The organism is Acinetobacter sp. WC-141 (genome assembly GCF_000313935.1).
Taxonomy (GTDB): Bacteria; Pseudomonadota; Gammaproteobacteria; order Pseudomonadales; family Moraxellaceae; genus Acinetobacter.
In genome coordinates, this window is sequence record NZ_AMSS01000050.1 from 144,953 (window position 1) to 167,475 (window position 22,523).

At 40.9% G+C, this 22,523-nt stretch carries 24 protein-coding genes; all 24 read right to left on the bottom strand.

Features of this window, described 5'->3' with window-relative positions:
* Positions 1–13: 13 nt before the first annotated feature.
* The 24 genes from ACINWC141_RS10325 to ACINWC141_RS10440 all read right to left on the bottom strand — a co-directional run bounded on the left by ACINWC141_RS10325 (position 14) and on the right by ACINWC141_RS10440 (position 22,487).
* The gene (locus ACINWC141_RS10325) at positions 14–2,329 is read right to left on the bottom strand and encodes an MMPL family transporter (protein ID WP_009390678.1); all 2,316 of its coding nucleotides are present in this window, start codon (positions 2,327–2,329) and stop codon (positions 14–16) included.
* Positions 2,304–2,933: a LolA family protein gene (locus ACINWC141_RS10330; protein ID WP_009390796.1), complete on the bottom strand. Its 630-nt coding sequence runs from the start codon at positions 2,931–2,933 to the stop codon at positions 2,304–2,306. Before ACINWC141_RS10330 ends, ACINWC141_RS10325 begins: the two co-directional genes overlap by 26 nt.
* Positions 2,933–3,361 (bottom strand): acyl-CoA thioesterase, encoded by a 429-nt coding sequence (locus tag ACINWC141_RS10335; RefSeq protein ID WP_009390721.1) that lies wholly within the window; start codon positions 3,359–3,361, stop codon positions 2,933–2,935. Before ACINWC141_RS10335 ends, ACINWC141_RS10330 begins: the two co-directional genes overlap by 1 nt.
* A gap of 9 nt (positions 3,362–3,370) precedes the next feature.
* A complete protein-coding gene (locus ACINWC141_RS10340; RefSeq protein ID WP_009390732.1) occupies positions 3,371–4,906 on the bottom strand; it encodes an HAL/PAL/TAL family ammonia-lyase in 1,536 nt (511 codons plus the stop codon).
* 1 nt (position 4,907) lies between these two features.
* On the bottom strand, positions 4,908–5,834 hold the full coding sequence (locus ACINWC141_RS10345; RefSeq protein WP_009390734.1) for a lysophospholipid acyltransferase family protein: 927 nt from the start codon (positions 5,832–5,834) through the stop codon (positions 4,908–4,910).
* Positions 5,835–5,836: 2 nt separating this feature from the next.
* The gene (locus ACINWC141_RS10350; protein WP_009390860.1) at positions 5,837–6,577 is read right to left on the bottom strand and encodes a glycosyltransferase family 2 protein; all 741 of its coding nucleotides are present in this window, start codon (positions 6,575–6,577) and stop codon (positions 5,837–5,839) included.
* Positions 6,578–6,579: 2 nt separating this feature from the next.
* On the bottom strand, positions 6,580–8,244 hold the full coding sequence (locus tag ACINWC141_RS10355) for an ApeI family dehydratase (protein ID WP_009390811.1): 1,665 nt from the start codon (positions 8,242–8,244) through the stop codon (positions 6,580–6,582).
* A gap of 9 nt (positions 8,245–8,253) precedes the next feature.
* Entirely contained in the window at positions 8,254–8,808 is a 555-nt protein-coding gene (locus ACINWC141_RS10360) for a COG4648 family protein (protein WP_009390862.1), read from the bottom strand.
* Positions 8,805–9,059, bottom strand: coding sequence for an acyl carrier protein (locus ACINWC141_RS10365; protein ID WP_080649511.1), 255 nt, complete (start codon positions 9,057–9,059; stop codon positions 8,805–8,807). The genes ACINWC141_RS10360 and ACINWC141_RS10365 overlap by 4 nt, the downstream gene beginning before the upstream one ends.
* A gap of 5 nt (positions 9,060–9,064) precedes the next feature.
* Entirely contained in the window at positions 9,065–9,325 is a 261-nt protein-coding gene (locus ACINWC141_RS10370) for a phosphopantetheine-binding protein (protein WP_009390745.1), read from the bottom strand.
* A gap of 1 nt (position 9,326) precedes the next feature.
* Positions 9,327–10,130: a lysophospholipid acyltransferase family protein gene (locus ACINWC141_RS10375; RefSeq protein WP_081400101.1), complete on the bottom strand. Its 804-nt coding sequence runs from the start codon at positions 10,128–10,130 to the stop codon at positions 9,327–9,329.
* Entirely contained in the window at positions 10,115–10,729 is a 615-nt protein-coding gene (locus ACINWC141_RS10380) for a beta-ketoacyl synthase chain length factor (protein WP_009390733.1), read from the bottom strand. Before ACINWC141_RS10380 ends, ACINWC141_RS10375 begins: the two co-directional genes overlap by 16 nt.
* A gap of 196 nt (positions 10,730–10,925) precedes the next feature.
* Complete coding sequence (der, locus tag ACINWC141_RS10385) at positions 10,926–12,335, bottom strand: ribosome biogenesis GTPase Der (protein ID WP_009390858.1); 1,410 nt, start codon at positions 12,333–12,335, stop codon at positions 10,926–10,928.
* Positions 12,336–12,522: 187 nt separating this feature from the next.
* Positions 12,523–13,668 carry an outer membrane protein assembly factor BamB gene (gene bamB, locus ACINWC141_RS10390; RefSeq protein ID WP_009390750.1) on the bottom strand — a complete coding sequence of 382 codons (1,146 nt, stop codon included), beginning with the start codon at positions 13,666–13,668 and terminating at the stop codon, positions 12,523–12,525.
* Positions 13,668–14,366 (bottom strand): YfgM family protein, encoded by a 699-nt coding sequence (locus ACINWC141_RS10395; RefSeq protein ID WP_009390863.1) that lies wholly within the window; start codon positions 14,364–14,366, stop codon positions 13,668–13,670. The genes bamB and ACINWC141_RS10395 overlap by 1 nt, the downstream gene beginning before the upstream one ends.
* 27 nt (positions 14,367–14,393) lie before the next feature.
* Positions 14,394–15,686: a histidine--tRNA ligase gene (gene hisS, locus ACINWC141_RS10400; protein ID WP_009390769.1), complete on the bottom strand. Its 1,293-nt coding sequence runs from the start codon at positions 15,684–15,686 to the stop codon at positions 14,394–14,396.
* Positions 15,683–16,798, bottom strand: coding sequence for a flavodoxin-dependent (E)-4-hydroxy-3-methylbut-2-enyl-diphosphate synthase (gene ispG, locus ACINWC141_RS10405; RefSeq protein WP_004698760.1), 1,116 nt, complete (start codon positions 16,796–16,798; stop codon positions 15,683–15,685). The genes hisS and ispG overlap by 4 nt, the downstream gene beginning before the upstream one ends.
* Positions 16,799–16,819: 21 nt before the next feature.
* On the bottom strand, positions 16,820–17,611 hold the full coding sequence (locus ACINWC141_RS10410; RefSeq protein WP_009390759.1) for a helix-turn-helix domain-containing protein: 792 nt from the start codon (positions 17,609–17,611) through the stop codon (positions 16,820–16,822).
* Complete coding sequence (gene pilW, locus ACINWC141_RS10415; RefSeq protein ID WP_204389104.1) at positions 17,602–18,402, bottom strand: type IV pilus biogenesis/stability protein PilW; 801 nt, start codon at positions 18,400–18,402, stop codon at positions 17,602–17,604. Before pilW ends, ACINWC141_RS10410 begins: the two co-directional genes overlap by 10 nt.
* A 15-nt stretch (positions 18,403–18,417) precedes the next feature.
* Entirely contained in the window at positions 18,418–19,653 is a 1,236-nt protein-coding gene (gene rlmN / locus ACINWC141_RS10420; protein ID WP_009390728.1) for a dual-specificity RNA methyltransferase RlmN, read from the bottom strand.
* A 123-nt stretch (positions 19,654–19,776) separates the two neighbouring features.
* Positions 19,777–20,208, bottom strand: a complete 432-nt coding sequence (ndk, locus tag ACINWC141_RS10425; RefSeq protein ID WP_003654870.1) for a nucleoside-diphosphate kinase — start codon at positions 20,206–20,208, stop codon at positions 19,777–19,779.
* Between the two features lie 113 nt (positions 20,209–20,321).
* On the bottom strand, positions 20,322–20,522 hold the full coding sequence (iscX, locus tag ACINWC141_RS10430) for a Fe-S cluster assembly protein IscX (RefSeq protein WP_009390748.1): 201 nt from the start codon (positions 20,520–20,522) through the stop codon (positions 20,322–20,324).
* Positions 20,523–20,621: 99 nt separating this feature from the next.
* Positions 20,622–21,173: a phosphatase PAP2 family protein gene (locus tag ACINWC141_RS10435; RefSeq protein ID WP_009390670.1), complete on the bottom strand. Its 552-nt coding sequence runs from the start codon at positions 21,171–21,173 to the stop codon at positions 20,622–20,624.
* A 24-nt stretch (positions 21,174–21,197) separates the two neighbouring features.
* Positions 21,198–22,487, bottom strand: a complete 1,290-nt coding sequence (locus tag ACINWC141_RS10440; RefSeq protein ID WP_081400103.1) for a glycosyltransferase family 4 protein — start codon at positions 22,485–22,487, stop codon at positions 21,198–21,200.
* Positions 22,488–22,523: the final 36 nt, after the last annotated feature.

The window sequence follows — 22,523 nt, forward strand, 5'->3', positions numbered from 1 at the left end:
TAATTTATTCAAATTATGAATGGTCTTGTAAATTCACGATATGTTTTTCATCTGCGGGGGTTAACAACGTCGCATAGATAAATGAGAAAATAACTCCAAATAAAACCGTTAAACCAAAACAATGAATTGCATAAGTATGGCTAAATGAAAGTAATCCAAAGCCGAGTAAGGTCGACATCATACATAAAAATAATGCCATTCCAACCACTTGCGGGTGATCATGTCCATGTCGGTAGAAAATTGCATAATCGACGCCGATCCCAATAATCAGGAAAGTCGCCATAATACTAAACAGGTTAATCTCCACACCTAACCATGCTTGAACAGCAAAAGTGCTCAGTAATGCCAAACTGACTGGCAAAACCAAAGGCACAATTGAACTTAGACCATAAATAAGCGCTAAACCAACCGCCAGACCAATTAAGGCATAAATGAGAAGATGTTGAGCCTGTACTCGATGTTCAGCAAACATTTGCGACATTTCGGTAATGGGTTGCTGGAAATGTATGTGATCATTCTGAAGTTGCTTTAACGCTTCAGGTTGTTTCACCCCTGTCACCATCACTAATCGTTCATTAGCTTGAGGCTGTAAAAAAGCTAAAGGGTGATCTTTAAATACAGCAAAATCTAATAGTGGTTGTGTCGCCAGTTGCTGTTGCCACTGTAAAACATCATTAAGATTTAGCCCCATGCTTTGTGCATATTGCTGCAAAGTCGCTTTTGGAATATTTCTTAAGAGTTGTACATTCTGTTGTTGGGCCGCCAATGGTGGAATCCATTGTCCCAGAGCTTGAAATGCACTGATTTTCCCTTGTGACTGTAACTGTTGCAAATGTCCAATCAGTTGCTGCTCTTGTTGCTGCATTTCATTTGCAGATGCTGCACGCACCACAAAATAATCACTACTTTGTTGCTGGCCAAATTGCCCACGCACTGCTTGGTCCTGCTGCTTTAAACTCGCGTCCATACCTTGTAAGTTACGGATGTCATCATTACTTTTAAGATAGAAAAGACTCGCTGTACCTACGACTAAAATGACTGCAATCAAGCCATAACGTATCTTGGTTCGCTGTTGAAACCATAACCGTGCTTGTCCAATCCAAGACAATGCTCGTATGGCTGGCTGGGCATTGAGTGCAGGTAGTCTTGGCAATAAAAGTACACTGCTGATCCACGCTGCAGTTAATCCTACAATTGAAAAGACCGCAATCTGCTTGAACCCAGGAAACGGAGTAAAACTCAAAAAGATGTAAGCAACCAATGTGGTCATTAAGCCCATAAACAAACTTGGTAATAGCGGTTTTAAAATTTGAAAACCACCAAGCTTTCTATGCTGCGATTGCATCGCCATAAAATAAAATGAAAAGTCGACACAGACACCAATCAGACTTGCACCGAAAACCAATGTCATCAGGTGAATTTCACCAAACACCCAATGTGTGACCGCAAACGCCACAAAGCTTCCAGTCGAAACTGCAATAAACTCGGTCGCCAAAGGTCGCAGTGAACGAAAGCCAAACCAAACCAGAAAAATTAAGCCCAGTGTTGAGCCAACACCAATGGTTGAGATTTCCTGCTTAGCCGATTGCGTCCCAAAATTTGAAAATAAAATAGTTCCAGTCCAATGAGATTTTAATCCCATTGCCGCTAGCTTTTGCTTAGTCTGCTCAATCCAAGTAGAGGTCTGTTCTTGGTAATCAATATTGTATGGGCTTTGCATCAACTGTAATACGAAAAGCCGAGAAATGCCGTGCTCATGATGAATGGTGGCAAAGCCCTGCTCCATTTCAATATCTTGTTGTGAGGGCGATGCTAACTGCATGGCATAACGAGGAAACAACAATAGCGGGTCTTGCTTAAGTGACTCAGCAGTGACAGGCATGCCTGGACTCATCATCTGCATCAGACTTTGTTCAGTCAGCGCAGCATAATCCTTTTTTTGCAATAAGGCTTGATCTTGAGCACTCAACAAGCCTGCGCGATGTTGGTACAACTGTTTTGCAAATTGATCAAAATCAAGTTGTGGCTTCAGCGGTTGCCACAACTGGCTTTGCTTGGCCTGCGCTGTTAAGAAATGAGTCGCTTGTTGTATCGCAGCTTCATCTTTGGCATCTACCACCACAAATACTTTATTGTTGAGTTGCTCATTCATGTACTGCTGAGTACGTGCCAGCTCTGGGTCTTGTTGAACTTTGGGCAATAACGCAAAAATGTTGGTCTGAATATGAATGTCTTTTTTCAGCCAAGTCACGCCAAGCCCCACAGCAATCAGTAGCAGAGCAATTAACCAAAGTACAGTGAACTTATTTTGCCAGTTGGAAAATCGCATGCTCGGCAGCCGTTAGAGTCGTCGGTTGAGAAGTCTGGTGACTAAAGCGAATGGTCGTCAAATTATTCGCTTTCTCGGTAATCACGATTTGGTTGACGTACTGTTGGCCTTGCGCATCAATACGCACAAATAACTTTTTAAATAAGCTACTTTTCGGAGTTAAGCTCATGCTCCAACCCGCTGGACTATAATTCGCACTTACTACATTGAAATTCTTTGCTAAGGCCTGTTCATTACCAGACATGAGCTGCAAAAATAAAGTCGCGACTGAACTATATGGTGATTGATCAACTTGTATTTGGCTAAATGTACGCTGGGTCTTTTGTACCAATTTGGTCGGAGTAACAATTAAATCTGCCTGTACTGGGCGTTTGATTTGCCATGCCACACCATCAGATTTTGCAAATAATAAAGACCCGTTCGATACAAAAGTTTTATTCAACGATGGTAGTTTTTTTTGCTGTTCGAAATCAGCACGAACGGTAGGAGACTGCGACAATTGCTGAAAAATTTGCGTGATCTGGGTTGGTGCTGCATAGACTGTATTTAAACTACCCATCCAAATCGCAGTACCTAAACCTAAGGTTTTGATAAATTTAGACATCATACGCCCCTCGTCGGCTGAAACTCAGACCAAGCATTTAAACGATCAAATAAAACCTGCGGTGATTGCAAGCACATTTCACGAGCTTCAATATTTACCGCTACTTGTGTGGTATAACCTTTGGTTAAACGTTTTCCTGACTCAGCATCAAAAATCAAATAATCAATTTTCAAACGGTTTTCCCATTCTTTTAAAATGGCTCGAACCCGAATCTTTTGTTCAAACTCAATACCGTATGCATAGCGAACATGGCTTTCAATCACAGGCCATGCATAGCCCGATTCTTTCATCTGCATATAGTTGTAATGAAATTGATCGAGCAATTTACAGCGCGCAATCTCAAAATATTTTAAATAGTGTCCATGCCAAACCACATTCATGGTATCGACATCATGAAATGGAATTTCAATGATTACATCTGCATGCATTGGCTCACCTTATCCCATAAATTCTGGTTGATTAAACAATTCAAGTTGGTCTAAACGATCAACAATCTGTTGTAATTCGGTTTGTAATGGTCGGTCTTCTTCGACAAATGCAAAGCTTTGTAAGGTCCATTGCATAAATGCCTGCAATGTTGGACTTAACTGTGTGGTGAGGCCTTTCAAATGAATCGCCTGCACACTTGCACAGCAAAGCGCTGCAATGACTTGCTGTGTCAAGGTAATCACACGGCTCGCATCACGCGCAGCAATGGTTCCCATACTGACTTTGTCTTGATTATGACATTCGGTTGAGCGTGAAAAAATTGACGCGGCCAAAGTGTTTTTCAAGGCTTCAGCCGTCCACGCAGACACTCCGATTTGTACCGCTTTAAAACCATGATTCAATGGTAAACGTTCGGCTGTTGCACCTGTTAAATTGCGTGGTAAACCATGATTCATTTTATGATCAACCAACTGTGCAATCTGTCTATCCATCAGGTCGGCAATATTGGCAATCATAATTTTTAAGCTATCCATTGCTTGTGCAATGTGTCCGCCGTAAAAATGTCCACCATGCAACACACGCATCCCTACTGGATCAATCAATGGATTGTCATTACTCGAGTTCAACTCATTTTCAATAAACTGACGTAACCATACTTTTGAGTCTTCAAACACACCAATAATGTGTGGTGCACAACGAAGCGAATAACGGTCTTGCAAGCGTGGACTTTGATGTGCTGTTTGTACTTCACTGTTCAGCCAGTCACGTAATTGCTTGGCAATTTGCTGCTGCCCTGGATGAGGTTTTTGTGCAAACAGGACTTCATCAAAATGACTAGGATTACCTTCTAAAGCCAATACATTTAGAGCCGTAATCAAAGTACTCGCAAGTGCAATCTGCTCTGCTTTTTTATAGTTTAAACAAGCAATCGCCGTCATTACCGCAGTGCCATTCATGAGCGCCAAACCTTCTTTAGGTCTGAGCGTTAAAGGCAGCATATTCTTTTCAATATAGACTTCTGAAACCGGAACAATATGTCCATCGACATAGACATCACGCTCACCGACTAAAGTTCCTGCAATATAAGACAACGGTGTTAAGTCACCACTTGCCCCGACTGAACCTTCAGATGGAATGACTGGAATTACATTTTCATTCAGTAACCAAACCAAGCGTTCAAGTAGTGCTATCGACACGCCTGAATAACCACGAGCTAACGAGCATAAACGCGTCACCACGACTGCACGTGCAGTGATGACATCTAAATTTTCACCTAGACCGCAACCATGAAAACGTGAAAGATGCAGCGGCAACTCATTAACCTGATGTAATGGCACTTCAACCAAACATGAATCACCATAACCCGTGGTCACACCATAGATAACACCTTCTTCTTCAAGTAACTGATCGAGAAAATCAGCGCCTTTTTGAATCAGTTCACGCCACGAAGATGATTCAGGTAAAGTCACCTGACATTCGCCTCTTGCTACAGAAACGACATCTTCAATACTCAGTGGCTGTTCACCTACGGTTAACACACGCATGTTATTTCGTCCAAAAATTATAAAAATTAAACCATTGATAAGGGGCACGCATGCAATGCTGTTCTAATATAGCAACATAAGTTTTAGTTAAAGATTGCATGCCTTCAACACGATTAGCGCGGGGTAAATTCACCTGCTCGGCAATTGAATGAATATGCACCTGAAACTGCTGCTGCATGCGGTAGCAAAATACGGCAATGACAGGCACTTTAAGTAAATTTGCCAGAATCCATGCACCTTGTGGGAAAGCTGCTGGCTCCCCTAAAAAATCAATGTGCTGTACACGATCTGACTGCACAGGTACTCGATCTGCCGCCACGATGACCCACTCACCTTGCTGCATTTTATCTTGCAGCAACATCGCGGTTTCAATGCCCAGCTCATCAACAGATAAAAGACAGACATCAGCTTTATCGTTGAGTTTCTTTAAAAACTCATTAAATTTTGTCGCATGCTTTTGATAAACCAGCACGTTAATTTTCTGTGGATGCTCAGACTTAATTGCCCGAAGCAATTCAATATTGCCAAAGTGCGAGACAATAATCAGAGCACCTTTTTGATAATGCTGCGAGAAGTTTTCATGTCCAAAAACTTCTAGATTTTGCTCGGAGATATGACCTAGCCAACCTTCAATTTTGTCTAAGATACATTCGCCAAATTGCATAAAATGCGCATAGCTATTTGCCCAAGTAGGCTGATGGCTAAAAGGTGACTGTGTGCCAGCAAAATGATGCAATTTTTGTAAATAAAGTAAAGAAGCCTGTCTTGCTGTGGCAGCGAATAACCAGTACCACATAATGACAAAGTACATCACCAACTTGCATAACCAACGTCCACCAAAACGGTAAAACCACAATACGAGCATGAGGGGCAACATGCCTCCTCGCTCTTTAATATCATTCCATTTTGGAGAAGCTGATTGTGTCATGGTTAACCTTGCAGCTTTTGTTTTAACAGCTTCGGTAAGCGAATCAGCATGCCCATAAACAAAGTTGCGTGTGCTTTACTTAGTCCTAAGTTATCTCGCCAAACATGAAAATGAGAGATACCCTGCTCTGGATAAACCACAGGTGTCGGGACATTAATAAAAGGGATATTTTCCCATTTTAAACGCACTAAAATCTCACTATCAAAGCCCATACGTGGCTGGAATTTAGCACTGTTCAATACCTTTATCGTGCTTTCAAGCGGATATACTCGAAACCCACACATACTGTCTTTAATTTCAAAAGATAAACTATTCAGCCACACCCAAAAATGGGTGATGTAACGGCCATATAAGCGCTTTTTGGGGATAGATTCATCGAAGTATGGCTGACCAATCACCATGGCCTCTGGATGTTTCTGAGACTGCTCAATAAATTTTGGAATGTCATCCCAGCAATGTTGACCATCTGAATCGAGTTGTAGCGCATGGCTTAAACCAAGCTGATGAGCCGCACGTAACCCCGTCATTACGGCTTGGCCTTTGCCTTTATTCACTTCATGTTCAATTAAATGAATTTGCGAATATTGTTCTGTCAATGCTCTTAAAATTTGGCTACAAGCATCCTCACTTCCATCATTTACCAGCACAATCGGTAGATCAAAACTGTCCAGATAAGCAATCAAATCTGCTAAATAATGTGGATGATTATAAACTGGGATAACAAAGCCATAGTTGGTCTGCATTTTTAACCCTCTACTTCCGTTTGCAAAGCGAATAATAAACGCCCAGAAGCCAAAATCTGTTCTGAATCGCGTAGCTCAAAACTCACTTTATGCTCTTTTCGAGAAAGCTTAAGTTGTACAATTGCATAAGGACGGATCAGGTTTTGAAATTTTAGTTGTTCATAACCCTGACACCAATTTAAGTCCGACCAAATTGATTTAGCAAAATGTTGTAAAAAACCTATTTGCCCGACCCCTGGATAAATAGGTTGTGTTGGGAAATGTCCTTTAAAACAAGCTAACTCAGGTGGAAACTCAAGACTAAAAATAGAGTCATCTGAACTTTGAGACTGAGACAGCACCACCGGTTGTAACATAGGCTTAAATAGAGTCTGCAAATAGGTTTTATTGAGTTTAGACTGCGAGTTTTGCGGTAGCTGACTGAGGAACCGCCATTGACGTGGAATCGCGATCGTTTCCAAGTGATCTTTCAACTGTTGTTTTAAATGACTAACAAAAGTTGACTTTCCTAGATGCTGTAACTGTTCCCGAGCCTGTTCTTTTAAAACAACAATACATCCCAATATTTGACGATGCTCATGTTCGAGTACCAGTACATGACATTGTTGGATCACATCTAAAGCTTGAATGCTTTGCTCGATCACGTCTAGACTCAAACGCTTTTCTTCAAGTTTTACAATTCGATCTGTACGTCCCATCAGCTTAAAGGTCTGACACGTTTCATCTGACCATGCTGCACCATCACCTGTGATAATCCAGTCATCTTCATAGGCATGATTACTCTTCACCATGAGCTTTTGGGCTTCAATACGAATTGCTACATTGCTAAAAGCAGTCCAAGCATCATCATCTTTAGCGCGATGAGCAATACCACCTGTTTCAGAACTTCCCAAAACTTCAATAATCGGACGATTTAATAAAGGACGAACACCACTTTCCAGTTTGCCACCAGAGCTAAAAACCATCTGACACTGTTGTAAAATAACATCGGTTGTCCAACGTTTTAATAATGCAGGACTTGAGATCAAATAATTGCTTAAACTCAATGCTTCTAATTGTTTTTGGGCTTGTACCACATCCTCAGGGAATGCCATTTGAGGCACATAAAAACTTCGGCCTGTAGCAAGTGGGAGCAATAATTTAAATAGCAATCCATAGATATGCTGATGACTGACCGTTGCAATCGCAATTGCATGTTCACCAAAACTAAAGCTCTGATTCAACCCTTGAACTTCGTTAAGTAATTGTCTGAGGGTTCTTGGAATTTTTTTAGGTTCACCCGTTGAACCTGATGTATAAAAATAGAGTTGCGCATGTTGTAGAAATGCCTCATCTAGAACCACAGCAACTGGAGTCACATGTTCATCAATCTTTTGACGTTGCAGAAAATAAATCTGCTGTGCTGCAAATTGCTGCTCTAGTTCACGCACTCGATTTGGTGGTAAAAGAATCTGCTTTTTCGCGAGCAGCGCGGCAAAGAATAAAACCAGAAATTCATAGCTATCTGCGTCCCATAATGCCCAAGTTAAATTTTCCATTTGAGCAATTGCAGCAGCTTGTAAAGCAACGTCCTGCCAAAATTGAGTAAAACTAGTCGAATGCAAAGCACTATCTATACAAAGTGGCTGAGCTGAATCAATGAATTTCTGAAAATGACAATGCTGCATAGTTTTTAATTAATGATTTGAAGAATGTAAACGCTGATGTCGCTTACGTAAAATAAATTCACCAAGGAACAAAATGCCCATCAGCACATAAGAAATAAAGCCATTATAAATGACCCAAACCTGCATCGAAGTAAAAAGCACAGTGGTCAAGGCAATCAATGCATTACACAAAAAGAAAATACACCAGACCTTAGTGACCTGTCTGGTCCACTGCACGCCAGATGCAGGTAAATCGGGTTCAACGATTCGGGCAAAGCGTTCAATCATAGACGGCGGTTTGATGAGTGTCAGCGAAAAAATAATTAATGCGCCTAAACTCATACCAACTGGATATAACTTCAACCAAGTATGATTATGTGACAGCAAGCTCAGACTGCCACAAATAATGGCAAAACCAGTTAAAGGCCATAATAGCGAGTTGCTTTTACCCAAAAGTCTAACTACACCCAACCCGATGAGTAAAAGACTTACCCAAACAAATTGTCCGTGTGTCAAACTCCAGCCTACAATAAAGGGATACAGCACAAAAAGTACTGCAATTATCCCCTTAAGAAGAAACTTCATTCAGCAGTCATGTTCTGGATTACCGTTACAACATCAAGTACGGTTCTCACATTTTTAAAGTCTTCAGGTTTGACTTGCTTGCCCGTTAACTCTTTAATTTTTACAACTAAATCAACAGCATCAATACTGTCGACATCAAGGTCTGAATAGAGGTTCGAATCGAGTTGAACAGACTCTGGTTCAATTTCAAACAAATCTTCCATCCATTCGCGGAGTTTAGTTAATACTTGTTCTTGAGATAACATCATCACGCTCCTTATGACTTCTGTTGAGCTTCAACTAAAGCAACTAAACTCTGGATTGATTTAAAATGCTGTTTGGTTTCATCCGACTCTGCATTTAAGTGAATGTTGTAACGCTTTTTCAAAGCCAGTCCCAACTCAAGTGCATCAATCGAGTCTAATCCTAGACCTTCTCCAAATAATGGAGCTTCTGTTTCAATATCCGCAATAGTGATATCTTCTAGTGCTAAAACATCAATAATCATTTGCTTCAGTTCATCAGCAAGATTGCTCATTTCAAGATAACTCTTCATCAAAAATTTTATAAAAACTACGACTTAACTGACGAACTTGTTTAGGTCCTACTGTTAAATCATCTAACAGATCTGATACCTGCACAGCATCGAGTACTTTCACTTCAATATGAAAGGGTTGAGATGGCACGTGGTACCATTTTTCATTCTTGGTTAATGTCGATGGCGTACAGGTAATAATTACTGGGCGAATTGGTACATTTGCGCGAATGGCAATGTTGGCTGCACCGCGCTGAAATTCATTTAGGGTCATTCCCTTTTCAGTGCGCGTTCCTTCCGGAAAAATTAAAAGAGAAGCCGCATTATTTTCTTTCAGACGCGTCACACAGTCTTCAACAAACTGCTGAGAACCTGCGTTTAAAATATAACCTGCGCTTTGTACGGGTCCTTTGGTAAATGGGTTCGACCAAAGAGACTGCTTCACGACACAATTAGCCTGCTGCATCATACCAATTAGTACTACAACATCAATTAAAGTCGGATGATTGGCAATGACTAACTCTTGGCGACTATTCTGTAGCTTTTCCAAACCTTCTACCGAATAAGTCATGATGCCAAGTTTAACCATCATTTCGGTAAAGCCTTTAAAGCTATACTTAATCACATTCTGCGCACGCTGCTGACGCTTGTCAGAATCAGAGGTTGTGGCATTCAGCACTGGTGCAATGACGGTGGCAATTGCCATACCACCCAGACCGAAACTGGCAAAACTAAAGCCAGTTGCCGCTACACGCCAGCAATAATTGCCTTTTCGTTTCAGATTTTTAAGATTTAGCATTTGTTCCACCCAAATGCAGATATTAACTGGTCAGCATCCTGCCAAAAATGAGCAAAAGCAGGAGCATCTGCTTCATCTGTATGCGTCCACGCAGTAATTTGTAAATTAGGTTGCTCTAAAGTAACGACCGCAGCTAAAGCATAGGCAGGAAAATCAACTGCCTCAGCATAAATATTGGGTAAAGGTTCATCATAGGCAACCACTAACACCCGCTGAATATCTTTCATTGACTTTAAAAGAGCATAGGCCTCAATCAAACCTTCAGTCCATGAACAGCTTAGGCTTGTAGAGGGAGTATCATCCTGACATAAAATAGAATAAAGCCCGGAAATTGCATTATGAACAGACGTTGAAAATTGTGTAGGTGATGGAGTTTGCTCACTTAGAACATCTTGCAAGATATTCAAAGTTTTAGACTCATCACCATATCGTGACACCCAAACAATATAATCGGCTTTACTACCATTTAATGCGCCAAGCGCGCTGGTCAACGCAAGTTTAGCTAATGGCGATAATCGTCTACGTTGCATTGCTGGAATACAATCAAGAGCTGTATATGAGGGCTGAGCATGTGTAAATGTAAGCTGAGCAAGATGTAATGTTACCATGCTAAAAGTGAACCCTAAGCAGCGTTATTCTGTGGAAATATAAATTATTTTATAAAGATGCTGATTATAGCATTCGTTATGAAATTTACAAAAAATTACGTTTATCATTCACACTTTTTCATAACTCTTGGCACAGGCTCATTTATTTGCAATAAAAAACCCAAAGAAGACTTTGGGTTTTTGAATTTTAAAAAACTTAACGTTTAAACTTTTTCTCAGCTTTTTTGAATTTCTGAACATAACGACGTTTACGTGCTGCAACGCGTTCATCCACTTGTGACTTACGTCCTTCAAATGGATTTTCCGACGTTTTAAAATCGACGCGTACTGGTGTTCCTTCGAGTTTGTAAACTTTACGGAACACATTCTCAAGGTAACGACGATAATCTGCTGGGGTTTTGTCGACTTTATTACCGTGAATTACGATCGTTGGTGGATTTTGTCCACCCATATGCGCATAACGCATTTTAATACGCTTGCCACCAATCATCGGTGGTTGATGCGCTTCAGTCGCATCATTTAAGATTTGGGTTAATTTCGCAGGTGAAACTTTTAAGTGCGATGAATCATAAGCACGGTGGATGGTTGGGTACATATCCCCTACGCCAGTGCCATGCAATGCCGAGATTAAATGAACTTTCGCCCAAGGGATAAAGTCAAATCGGCGATCAACATCCAACTTACACTGTTTACGATCGTATTCAGTCATGTTGTCCCATTTGTTAATGGCGATCACCATGGCACGACCAGCTTCAAGTGCGTAACCAATCAAATGTAAATCTTGTTCAACTACGCCTTCACGGGCATCCAACACCACCACAATCACATGCGCATCTTTAATCGCTTGTAGTGTTTTCACGATTGAGAACTTCTCAATCATTTCATCAACTTTACCTTTACGACGCACACCCGCTGTATCAATGAGGGTATATTGACGACCATCACGTTCAAATGGGATATAAATCGAATCACGAGTTGTACCAGGTTGGTCAAATGCAACCACACGGTCTTCACCCAGCAAACGATTGACCAAAGTCGATTTACCCACATTCGGACGACCAATAATCGCTAAACGTAAGCCTGTTGCCTTGTCATGCTCTTCTGGATTTTCATCTTCAGGTACATCTACCAAGACGTCCTCAAGCATTTGCTGTACACCGCGTCCATGGCTGGCAGCAACTTGTAAGGGCTCACCCATACCAAGTTTGTAGAACTCAACCAATGCAGCTTCCGCATGGACACCATCAACTTTATTGGCAACCAAGTAAACTTTTTTACCCAAAGTACGCAGTTCACGTGCAATTTGCTCATCGGAAGCCAATAAGCCAGCACGCGCATCTACCACAAAAATGATGATATCTGCTTCATTGATCGCTGTTTTTGACTGCTCGGCCATGTAGTTATCAATACCGCCTTCATTTTCACCAATACCGCCAGTATCAACAACAATGAAAGACTTATTCTGATAAGTCGCATCACCATATTTACGGTCACGAGTCAGGCCCGCGAAGTCGGCTACAAGTGCATCACGACTCTTGGTAATCTGGTTAAATAACGTTGATTTTCCGACATTCGGACGACCAATGAGCGCAATAACGGGTTTCATACAATAACCTTAATTCAAGACCAGCCATATCTCATGGCATGAGCATTAAAAACAGTACAGGAGATATATTTTAAGGTCAGAGATGACCATAATAAAAGACGGGGCTTTGAACTGATTTAATTCAAACACCCCGATATTTTTAACAGCATAATTTGTTAAGCGCTTATTTTAGCACAAGCGAACGAAATTAACGATTCTGCCAAATACTTAAATCGCCTTTTCTAGTCGAAACATAAAGTTGATTCTCGATAACACGTAATGTGTTAACTTCACCACTTGTTTTTGAACGACCAATTAATTTACCTGTTGACGGCTCAACAAGATGCAATACACCATCTAAATCGCCGACAACAAGATCTTGTCCTAGCACAACCGGATTACTTAAATGACGGTTTAACAAACTATCATTTTCCCAGATTTTTTCACCAGTTGCTAAATCGTAAGCTGTTAACTTACCATCTGTTGAAGAGACAAATACTTTGTTGTCATAAACTTCTGGACGTTTAGTACTGCTCGAATCTTCACTCCAAACTACACGTTGAGAAGCAAGATCGGTTACAGTCACTTGTCCTTGGAAACTGGTTGTTACCATATATTGTCCAGCTACCGTAGGATCGCCTTCGATATCAATCAAACGTTGAATATCAGAACGACCTTCGCTGACTGCAACACGGCGTTGGAAACGTGGAATACCACTAATGGTATCAATTGCATATACATACGCATTCGCAGATGCAATTAATACAGTACGAGGATCAAGGCTCACTGGTGATGCCTGACCACGCAAACTAAATTGAACATTTGGTAACTTATAAGCCCAAACTTGTTGGCCTGAAGCAGCATCATGCGCAAATACAGTACCATCATTCGCAATGGTAATCACACGTCCAGATTGAACTAATGACGGACTTAACAATGCGCCAGATAACTGTGCAGTCCACTTCTGTTCGCCTGTTGCCTGATCTAGTGCAAAGAGTTGCCCTTTACTATTACCAACAACAACAATTCCTTCAGCAGCTTCAACACCAGAGCTCAAGCCTAATTTGCTAACTTTCTTTTCCCACATGCGTTGTTTACCACGATATGCAGCCACTTCGCCTTTTGGATCAAGAGTGAAAACCACACCGTCGCTTGCATCAAGTTGCAAACGTAATGGATCAGCCTTATCAGTAGAAGAAACACTACGCGAAAACACTGGCGTTAAGGTCTTTTTCGACTCGGTCAATTTCGGTAACGGGTTAGGTTTAACTTCTTTTACTTTATTACTCGAACATCCCACCAGTACAGCCGATGCGATTGCAATTGCCAAAGGCAGTTTGAATTTCTGATTCATTAAGACTCTTCCACCTGTGTTTCCAAAATTGGGCGCTCAATCTGTGGATCTTCAACTAAAACGCCAACACTTTCGAGTTTAATTTGTAAAATTTGTCGCTCTTGTTTACGTTCTAATAACGAATTCCACGCTGCCTGATACGCTTTTTTAGCAGAATCAACATCTTTTTTCGCAACAAAGATATCACCACGTAACTCTTCTACCGTTGCTTTAAATGCAGGATCGACGTTACCAGACAGAGTTTTTAGTGCTTCATCATATTTGTTTTGCGCCAATTGTGCATCTGCTAAACGCAATTTTACAACCTGAATCAAACCTTCATCTTTAACTTTTGAATTTTCAACTTTCTTTAAAGCTTTTTCGGCAGCAGCATAATCCTGTTTTTCATAGGCTAATTTTGCTAATACAAACTGAGTCTGTATGGCCTGAACAGAATCGATATCATCTTTTACAATTTTATCAGCCGATGCAGTTACTGAACTTAAAGCATTAGGATTATCGGCACTCGTATTTGCCTCATCCATTAACTGCTGTACTTTTGCAGTTTCTACTTGGCTAGTTGCCAAATTCCTTTTTTGCCAGTAAGTCCATCCAAAAAAGGCAATCAACGCAATGAGAATTCCGCTAATCATGGCAGAACCATATTTTTTGGCGAACGACTTTAAGCTGTCGAATTGTTCTTCATCACTTAAGCTCATGTGATTGTCCTTTTCCAGATGTTTAGTTTATTTTGTAAATTTTTGGATTAAAAATGGTACGAGGTCAGCAATTGCGACTTGTGTCTGTTCAGCTGTTGCTAGCTCTTTAAGTGCAAGCTGCTGTGCATCCCACTCTCGTTCCCCTAAAATCAAAGCAAAGATTGCTCCAGCCTGATCAGCTTTTTTCATCTGGCTTTTCATGCTGCCTTGTGAACCTGTTTTGATTCGAATACTGCTATTTGCAGTTTCAAGCTGGTCACGTAATTGTTCCGCTAAAATCAAAGCATTCGTTTGATAAGCAGGTTCTGCAACCAAAAAGACTTCACAATCACGAATCACTTCGGCTTGTTCAACTTGCTCAAGCAGAAGCAATAAACGCTCCATACCCATTGCAAAACCAACTGCTGGTACAGATTGATCTGGCTTACCTTTTAACTGGCCAACTAAACCGTCATAGCGTCCACCAGCACATACTGTACCTTGCGAACCAAGTGCCGTAGTCGTCCATTCAAAAACAGTCTTGTTGTAATAATCTAGGCCACGCACCAGCTTTTGATTAATTACAAATTGGATGCCAGCAGCAGTCAAATAATCTTGTAACTGCTTAAAATGATCCAAACTCTCTTCTTTTAAGAAGTCATGCAATTTCGGTGCATTTTCTAAAATTTTCTGAGTAGATTCAATTTTAGAGTCTAAAATGCGCAGTGGATTTGTTGTTAAGCGACGCTGAGAATCTTCATCCAACGCATCTTTATGCTCGTTTAAAAAAGCAACCAATGCATTACGATATTCTGTACGTTCATCAGTCTCACCTAAAGTATTCAACTCAAGTTGAACCTTATCCGCAACACCCATACGTTTCCATAAGCGTGCGGTCAACATAATCAACTCAGCATCAATATCAGGAGTCGCAACGCCGAAAGTTTCCACGCCAAATTGGTGGAATTGACGATAACGCCCTTTTTGTGGCTTTTCATAACGGAACATAGGTCCCATATACCACACGCGTGGCGTAGCACCGCGCAACAAGTTATGTTCAACCAAAGCACGAACACAACCTGCTGTACCTTCCGGACGTAAGGTTAATGACTCAGGTGGATTGCCCTTGTCGAAAAAGGTATACATTTCTTTTTCAACAATATCAGTAGCATCACCAATAGCACGTTTGAATAAACCCGTTTGTTCAACGATCGGCAAACGAATTTGTTGATATCCATAAGCATCCATTAAAGATGCTAAATGTTGCTCGAGACGTCTCCACGCTACTGTTTGCGTTGGCAAAACGTCATTAAAACCTTTGATTGCGACAATTGAACTCATGATGAACTACGAATAATTTCTTTAGATTTAGCTTCTTCAAGCTCTTGGACACGTTGACGAACCATTGTTTCGATTTCATCAACCAATTGATCGGTATCGATTAAATGGCTTTTTTCACCATTACGATAAACCAATGAGCGAGGCGCTGCCCCAACGACCCCGATATCGGCTTCTTTTGCTTCACCTGGGCCATTTACCTTACAACCAATCACTGACACATCCATTGGAGTACGAATATCTTCTAAACGCTCTTCCAAAGCTTGCATCACCTGAATAACGTTAAATTCTTGACGCGAACAACTCGGACAAGCAATAAAGTTAATTCCGTTAGAACGAAGCCCTAGTGATTTTAAGATATCAAAACCGATCTTGATCTCATCTTCTGGTTCAGCAGCAAGCGAAATACGCATCGTATCGCCAATACCTTCCATCAATAATCCACCAAGGGCAATTGCTGACTTCACAGTACCTGTACGGTAAATACCCGCTTCGGTAACACCAAGGTGTAATGGATTATCAATTTGCTGAGAAAGCAAGCGGTAAGCATCCATGGTTAAAAACACATTTGAGGCTTTTACGCTAACTTTAAACTCATGAAAATCAAGGCGGTCTAAAATATCAATGTGACGTAAAGCTGATTCAAGAAGTGCTTGCCCAGTAGGCTCGCCATATTTTTTCTGTAAATCTTTTTCTAGAGAACCCGCATTCACACCAATACGCATAGAAATACCGTGATGACGTGCCGCAGCAACGACTTCACGAACTTTCTGGTCTGACCCGATATTCCCCGGATTAATACGCAAACAATCTGCACCATAATCTGCAACTGCTAAGGCAATTCTATGGTCAAAATGAATATCGGCAACTAATGGTACTGAAACGCGCTTACGAATTGCGCCAAATGCCTCAGCAGCCTCCATAGATGGGACCGAAACACGCATAATATCAGCACCTGCATCAACGCAACGCTCAATCTGAGCAACGGTTGCATCAACATCGCAAGTTTCAGTGTTTGTCATACTTTGCACACTAATAGGTGCATCGCCACCGACATACACCGAACCAACACGGATTTTACGTGTTGGTCGACGTTTAATTGGGTTCTCTATCATTGTATCGCTCAACTCATGGTATTAGCGGGATAAACGGAATTCAGCTTTACCGTTTACCGTATATGGAGACAATGAAATCTGTTCTTGGTTTAAACTTAATGACACAGCAGTTGCATCATCAAGACGAATCTGAAATGGAGACTCACCATTTAAGGTTAAAGTTGATGACTGACGACCTGTCGCCAAAACTTTACCTGTTGCATCAACAATATGAACAGAAGTTGGTCGGTTAAAGTTTAGCACCAATTGATCGCCCACTGTTGAGGTCGCATTTCCTTTCATAGGTAAAACTTCAACATTAGATTGATTTACTTTAGGTAAATCAGCATCTTCTTTCTTTGAGGTCCATTTTTGAACACCCATGACAATCAATGACACAACAGCAATAACGATAATTGCAAGAAGTGCACGCTTTAACCATTTCTTATTACGGTCACTATTAGAACCCGGGAGTTTACCCATGATTTTAATCGGTGAGTTATTTAAGGCATGGTTCGGTAAAAGGCCAGTATCATTTGCATAAATCTCATCAAAGCGCTGAATAATTGCCGTCGCATCTGTATTTAGATATTTTGCATATGAACGGTAATAACCCTTAATAAAAGTCGCTTCTGGCAATGACTTATAATCATCTTGCTCTAAAGCGGTTAGAGTCTTAACCGGCATGTTTAGGTCTGAAGAAACTTGCCCTAACTCTTTATTCTGAGCAACTCGAATTTGACGTAAATACTCACCAGGACGTTGAATATTTCCTAAAGCAGAAGTCGGTAAGCTTGAGCCAGTTGGCTGCTGTGAATTAGGATTTATTTCCATACGGCCTCAGTACTATACTGTAATTGCAAATAACGTTGATATTCTGGACTTTCTGGGAACAAGGCACGTAATTGATTTACTAACGCTTGCATTCCCATTTTATCCGCATTGGCTCGAGCCACTCTTACACCAATCCAAAGTGCTCTTGCACCCTGATTTTTCTGCCCCACTGTACGAACATATTGATCATACATTTGTGTAGCAGCCGGAATCTGCTGCTGCAAATAAAAAATTTCCGCTAACTCTAACATTGAAATATAAGAGTCGCGGTTAGCAAGGAGTGCTTGTTTGAATGTTTTTTCAGCATTCGCAACATCACCCAATTTTAAATAAATACGCCCCAGATTTTCTAACGCCTGATAGCGTTGGTCATAACCTAATGTTGTGCCAGCGATACGAAATTGCTCAATCGCATCATTATAGCGCTCCATTTGGTATAAATAAGTACCATAGTTATTATGAGCTTGAGCATTATCTGGTTCAGATGAAATTGCTCGTTTAAAATAATGTTCTGCTTTTTCTAAGTTCGGCTTACTACCTTCTTGCTGTAGCAAAATTCCCATCATCATATTTGCCGTTGCATCACGACTATCTACACTTAAAGCTTGATCAAGAGTTCGCTTTGCCGAATCCAAGTCACCCGAACGGATATGTTCAGCAGCAAGTTGTGTACGCACTTTTACCGCTTTTTCTGGGTCTTTCTTTTGCATATGCGTTGTCTGGCAACCACTTACCAAAAATGCAACTGCAATCCCCATACAGAATACCGTTTTTAACTTTGGAGTACTCAAAGCCTGCCCTCAATTTTATCCTTGTGTACGCAAAATCTCTTGACGCTGTGTCACTTTTTTCTGCCACTGTTCAGCACGACGAGTTCTATCAGCCACTTGTCCGACTAACTGTCCACATGCAGCATCAATATCATCACCACGTGTTTGACGAATCGTACACACAAATCCAGCATCAGACAAAGTTTTTTGGAACGAGATAATTCGATTTCGGCTTGAGCGACCATATGGTGCATGCGGGAACGGATTAAATGGAATTAAATTAATTTTACTTGGTAAGTTTTTTAATAATTTAATCATTTGCTGTGCATGTTCAGGCTGATCATTTACACCCTCTAACATCACATATTCAATGGTCACATGTTTACGCGTACTTTCATTACCATCTTTGGCAATATAACGCTGACATGCCGCAATCAACTGAGCCAATGGATATTTTTTATTAATTGGCACTAATTCGTTACGTAATTCATCGTTTGGTGCATGTAAAGAAATTGCTAAAGCAACATCAATGTCTTTTGCAAGTTGGTCAATTTTTGGTACAACACCTGATGTTGATAAAGTCACACGGCGCTTAGACATGCCATAAGCAAAGTCATCAAGCATAATCTGCATTGAGCTTAATACGGCATCATAGTTGAGCAATGGCTCACCCATACCCATCATCACCACATTAGTCACTGAACGCTCGCGCTCGGCAACCGGCACTTCTTCCATATAAGAATAGTTTGCCATCCAGAGTTGTCCAATAATTTCATCTGGCGTTAAATCGCGTTGGAAACCTTGTTTACCCGTTGAACAAAATGAACAGTCCAATGCACAACCCACTTGTGACGAAATACACAAAGTTTTGCGCAAGCCTGTTTTATCTTCGGCAGGAATCAATACAGTTTCAACTAAAGAACCTGCACCATCGCCCACACGGAAAACCCACTTACGTGTACCATCTTTTGAATAGTGACGGTGAACGACTTCAGGAGCCTTAATTTCACAAATCTGTTCAAGCTTCGCACGCAATTTCCCTGAAATATTGGTCATTTCAGCAAAATCAGTAATGAAGTATTGATGTATCCATTTCATGACCTGTCCGGCACGAAACTTTTTCTCGCCAATATCTTCAAAGAATTTTTCTAATTCAGTACGAGACATGCCGAGTAAATTCACTTTATTTTCGGCAGCAGGCATGACCAGCGTGGACGAAGATTGCTGCTGTCCATCAAGATTTTCAGATGAAACGACCTCTGCAGAACTCATGTGTATTTACCTAAACCATGTCAAAAAACTGAAGATATTGTTCAAGAATCAAACAATATTCTCTTGAGAGAATAAAAAAACCAGATAAGTAGTATACCACTTATCTGGTTTGAATGCTTTCGATTAACGAGTGCGTGGGCAGATCTCGTTGTCAGCAAAGAAGTAAGCAATTTCACGCTCTGCAGAAGCAACTGAGTCAGAACCGTGAGCAGCATTTTCGTCGATGCTTACAGCGAAGTCAGCACGGATCGTACCAGGAGCAGCTTCTTTAGGGTTTGTAGCACCTAAGATTTCACGGTGTGCAAGAACTGCATTTTCGCCTTCAAGTACAGATACTACAACTGGACCAGAAGTCATGAATGCAACTAAGTCACCAAAGAAACCACGTTCTTTATGCTCAGCATAGAAACCTTCAGCATCAGCTTGAGAAAGGTGTTTCATTTTAGTCGCAACAATTTTTAAACCCGCTTTTTCAAAACGAGCAAAAATATCACCGATGTGGTTTTTAGACACTGCATCAGGTTTTACGATAGACAAAGTACGTTCAATAGCCATGAGTGGCTCCTTTATTTTAAGATTTAAACTTTAAAAAATTTGCCGCATTATACCGATGTCATAGGCAATAATCAGCTTTGAATGTGTAAAAGTTGCGATTTTTTCTACTGTTTTTAGCGAACTTCGTCTATCCAGGCCATTTGAATCCCTTCTAGCAATCCTTCTGTCGATTTATTTGGGTCATCATTGAAGTCTGGTAATGCGCACACCCATGCATGTAAATCGGTAAAACGAATCCATTGCGGATCAACATCTGGATGTGCTTCTGACAATTCAATCGCAATATCAATCGTATCTGTCCAACGTAAGCCCATAGCGGCTCCTATCTGTTTAATCTGCTAAATCACGAACTGTGTACTTTAGCAAATCCACAAACCTAATCGATAGCTTAAGCTGATAAAAATTACCGATGCTTATAAAGCGATGTTCAATAATGGCGCCATAAAAATAATCATACTCGCAACCGCCGCCCCAATAAGTGCACCGACAATCACATCACTTGGGTAATGAAGACCAAGCACCATACGAGACAAGGCTACAAGCACCATAAATGGGAACATCGCCGCAAGTAAAGCCGGCTGGACATAACCCAACACAATTGTCACCATCACCGCATGAAGTGTATGACCAGATGGAAAGCTGAAATGATCGAGTGGTCTCTCACCGAGCACAATTACCTGATGCACTTGATAAGGACGAGGTCGCGTTGTTTTATGTTTTAAGAATTTATAGATTGCTGTGCCAACAGAACCACCTAATAACAAGTAGATGATTTGAAGACTATAGGTGATGCCTTGCATGCCCCACACGATTGCCAGCATTAGATACCAAAATGGACCATCACCCACACGACTAATGATTTTGAAAAAAAGGGCAACACGTTGGGAGTGAGAGAAATTATTAAGATATAAACAACCTCTCAAATCTAAATCGAGTATTTTTATTTTTGCATTCTTAAGTTTCATGGTCATTCTCCTATTTTAGGATACTTAGGTGAAGTCCACCGAGGGCTCCTTCACTACCTGATAAAATGCCTGCTCCAATTGCTGAACCGGAAGTTGCCAACCGCTTTGCTGTACTTTATGACAGGCTTGTACGCCCATTTCTCTAAGTTGTTGTAATGAAGGAAGCTGATAAATTTGTTGTATAAAGTGGCTTTTTTGTCCAAGTGGGCTTAACCAGCCATTCACACCATGAGTTAAATATTGATGTGCACATGCATAATCATACGCGATAACTGGTAAACCGCTTGCCATCGCCTCTAAAACTACGTTACCAAACGTTTCAACTTGACTCGCAAATACGAATACATCTGCACTCGCATAGGCTGCCGCTAAATCTTGACCTCTTAGACTTCCGGTAAAGATAACACCCTTCGCTTCAGGCAATGATTTTAAGCGAGCAAAATCTGGGCCATCTCCCACAATAATCAATTTCGTTTTAAGTGGCTGGACAGTTTGTAAGCTGGCATAGCTTTCAATGAGCACTTGCACTTCTTTTTCTGGCGATAAACGCCCGACATAAAGCATAACGCGAGTATTCTCATCGGCACCCCATTGTTTTCGCAAATTTTCAGAGCGATGCTTTGGTGAAAATCTTGTGGTATCTACACCGCGCCCCACCACAACCAGTGGACAAGTAATACCAAAACCTCGTAATGCTTCTTGTGTATCTTTACTCGGTACACAAGTCACTTGCGTATTATTATGGAACCAACACAGGTATTTTTGGATTGGTTTAACTAAAAAAGCCAAATCAAAAAATCGACTAAAGTCTTGAAATGGTGAATGAAACCCACTCGAAACAGGAATAGCTTTTGCCTTAGCAGCCTGCATGGCAGTTAAACCTAACGGCCCTTCTGTCACAATGTGAACCACATCTGGCCCAAACTTTTCAAAAGCTTTCGATACTTTTAAATATTGGGGCCAGCCAAACTGCAAAGTCGGATATTTCGGAATAGCCTGCGACATTACCAGACATTCTTGCTCTGGTGTAAAGTCATGGCATTTGGCTTTTTGTTCTGGGCGAATTAGTAAAATTTTATGTCCCTGTTTTTGTAAACCTTGGCATAGTTGTAACAATGAAAGAGCCACACCATTAATTTCAGGTGGCCATGTCTCGGTAACAATCGCAATTTTTAAACGCGGGCGCACCAAATCATGCAGTGAATGCGTATTAGATAGCTGCTGCTTTTGTTTAAAAAAGAATTGGAAGCTTTCAGGAAGTTGCTGTTGTTTTAATAGTGCTGTCGCGTATGAGCTTTGCATAGCGCCATCCATCAATGTATTTATTTTCATGCTTAAAGATTAAGCAGT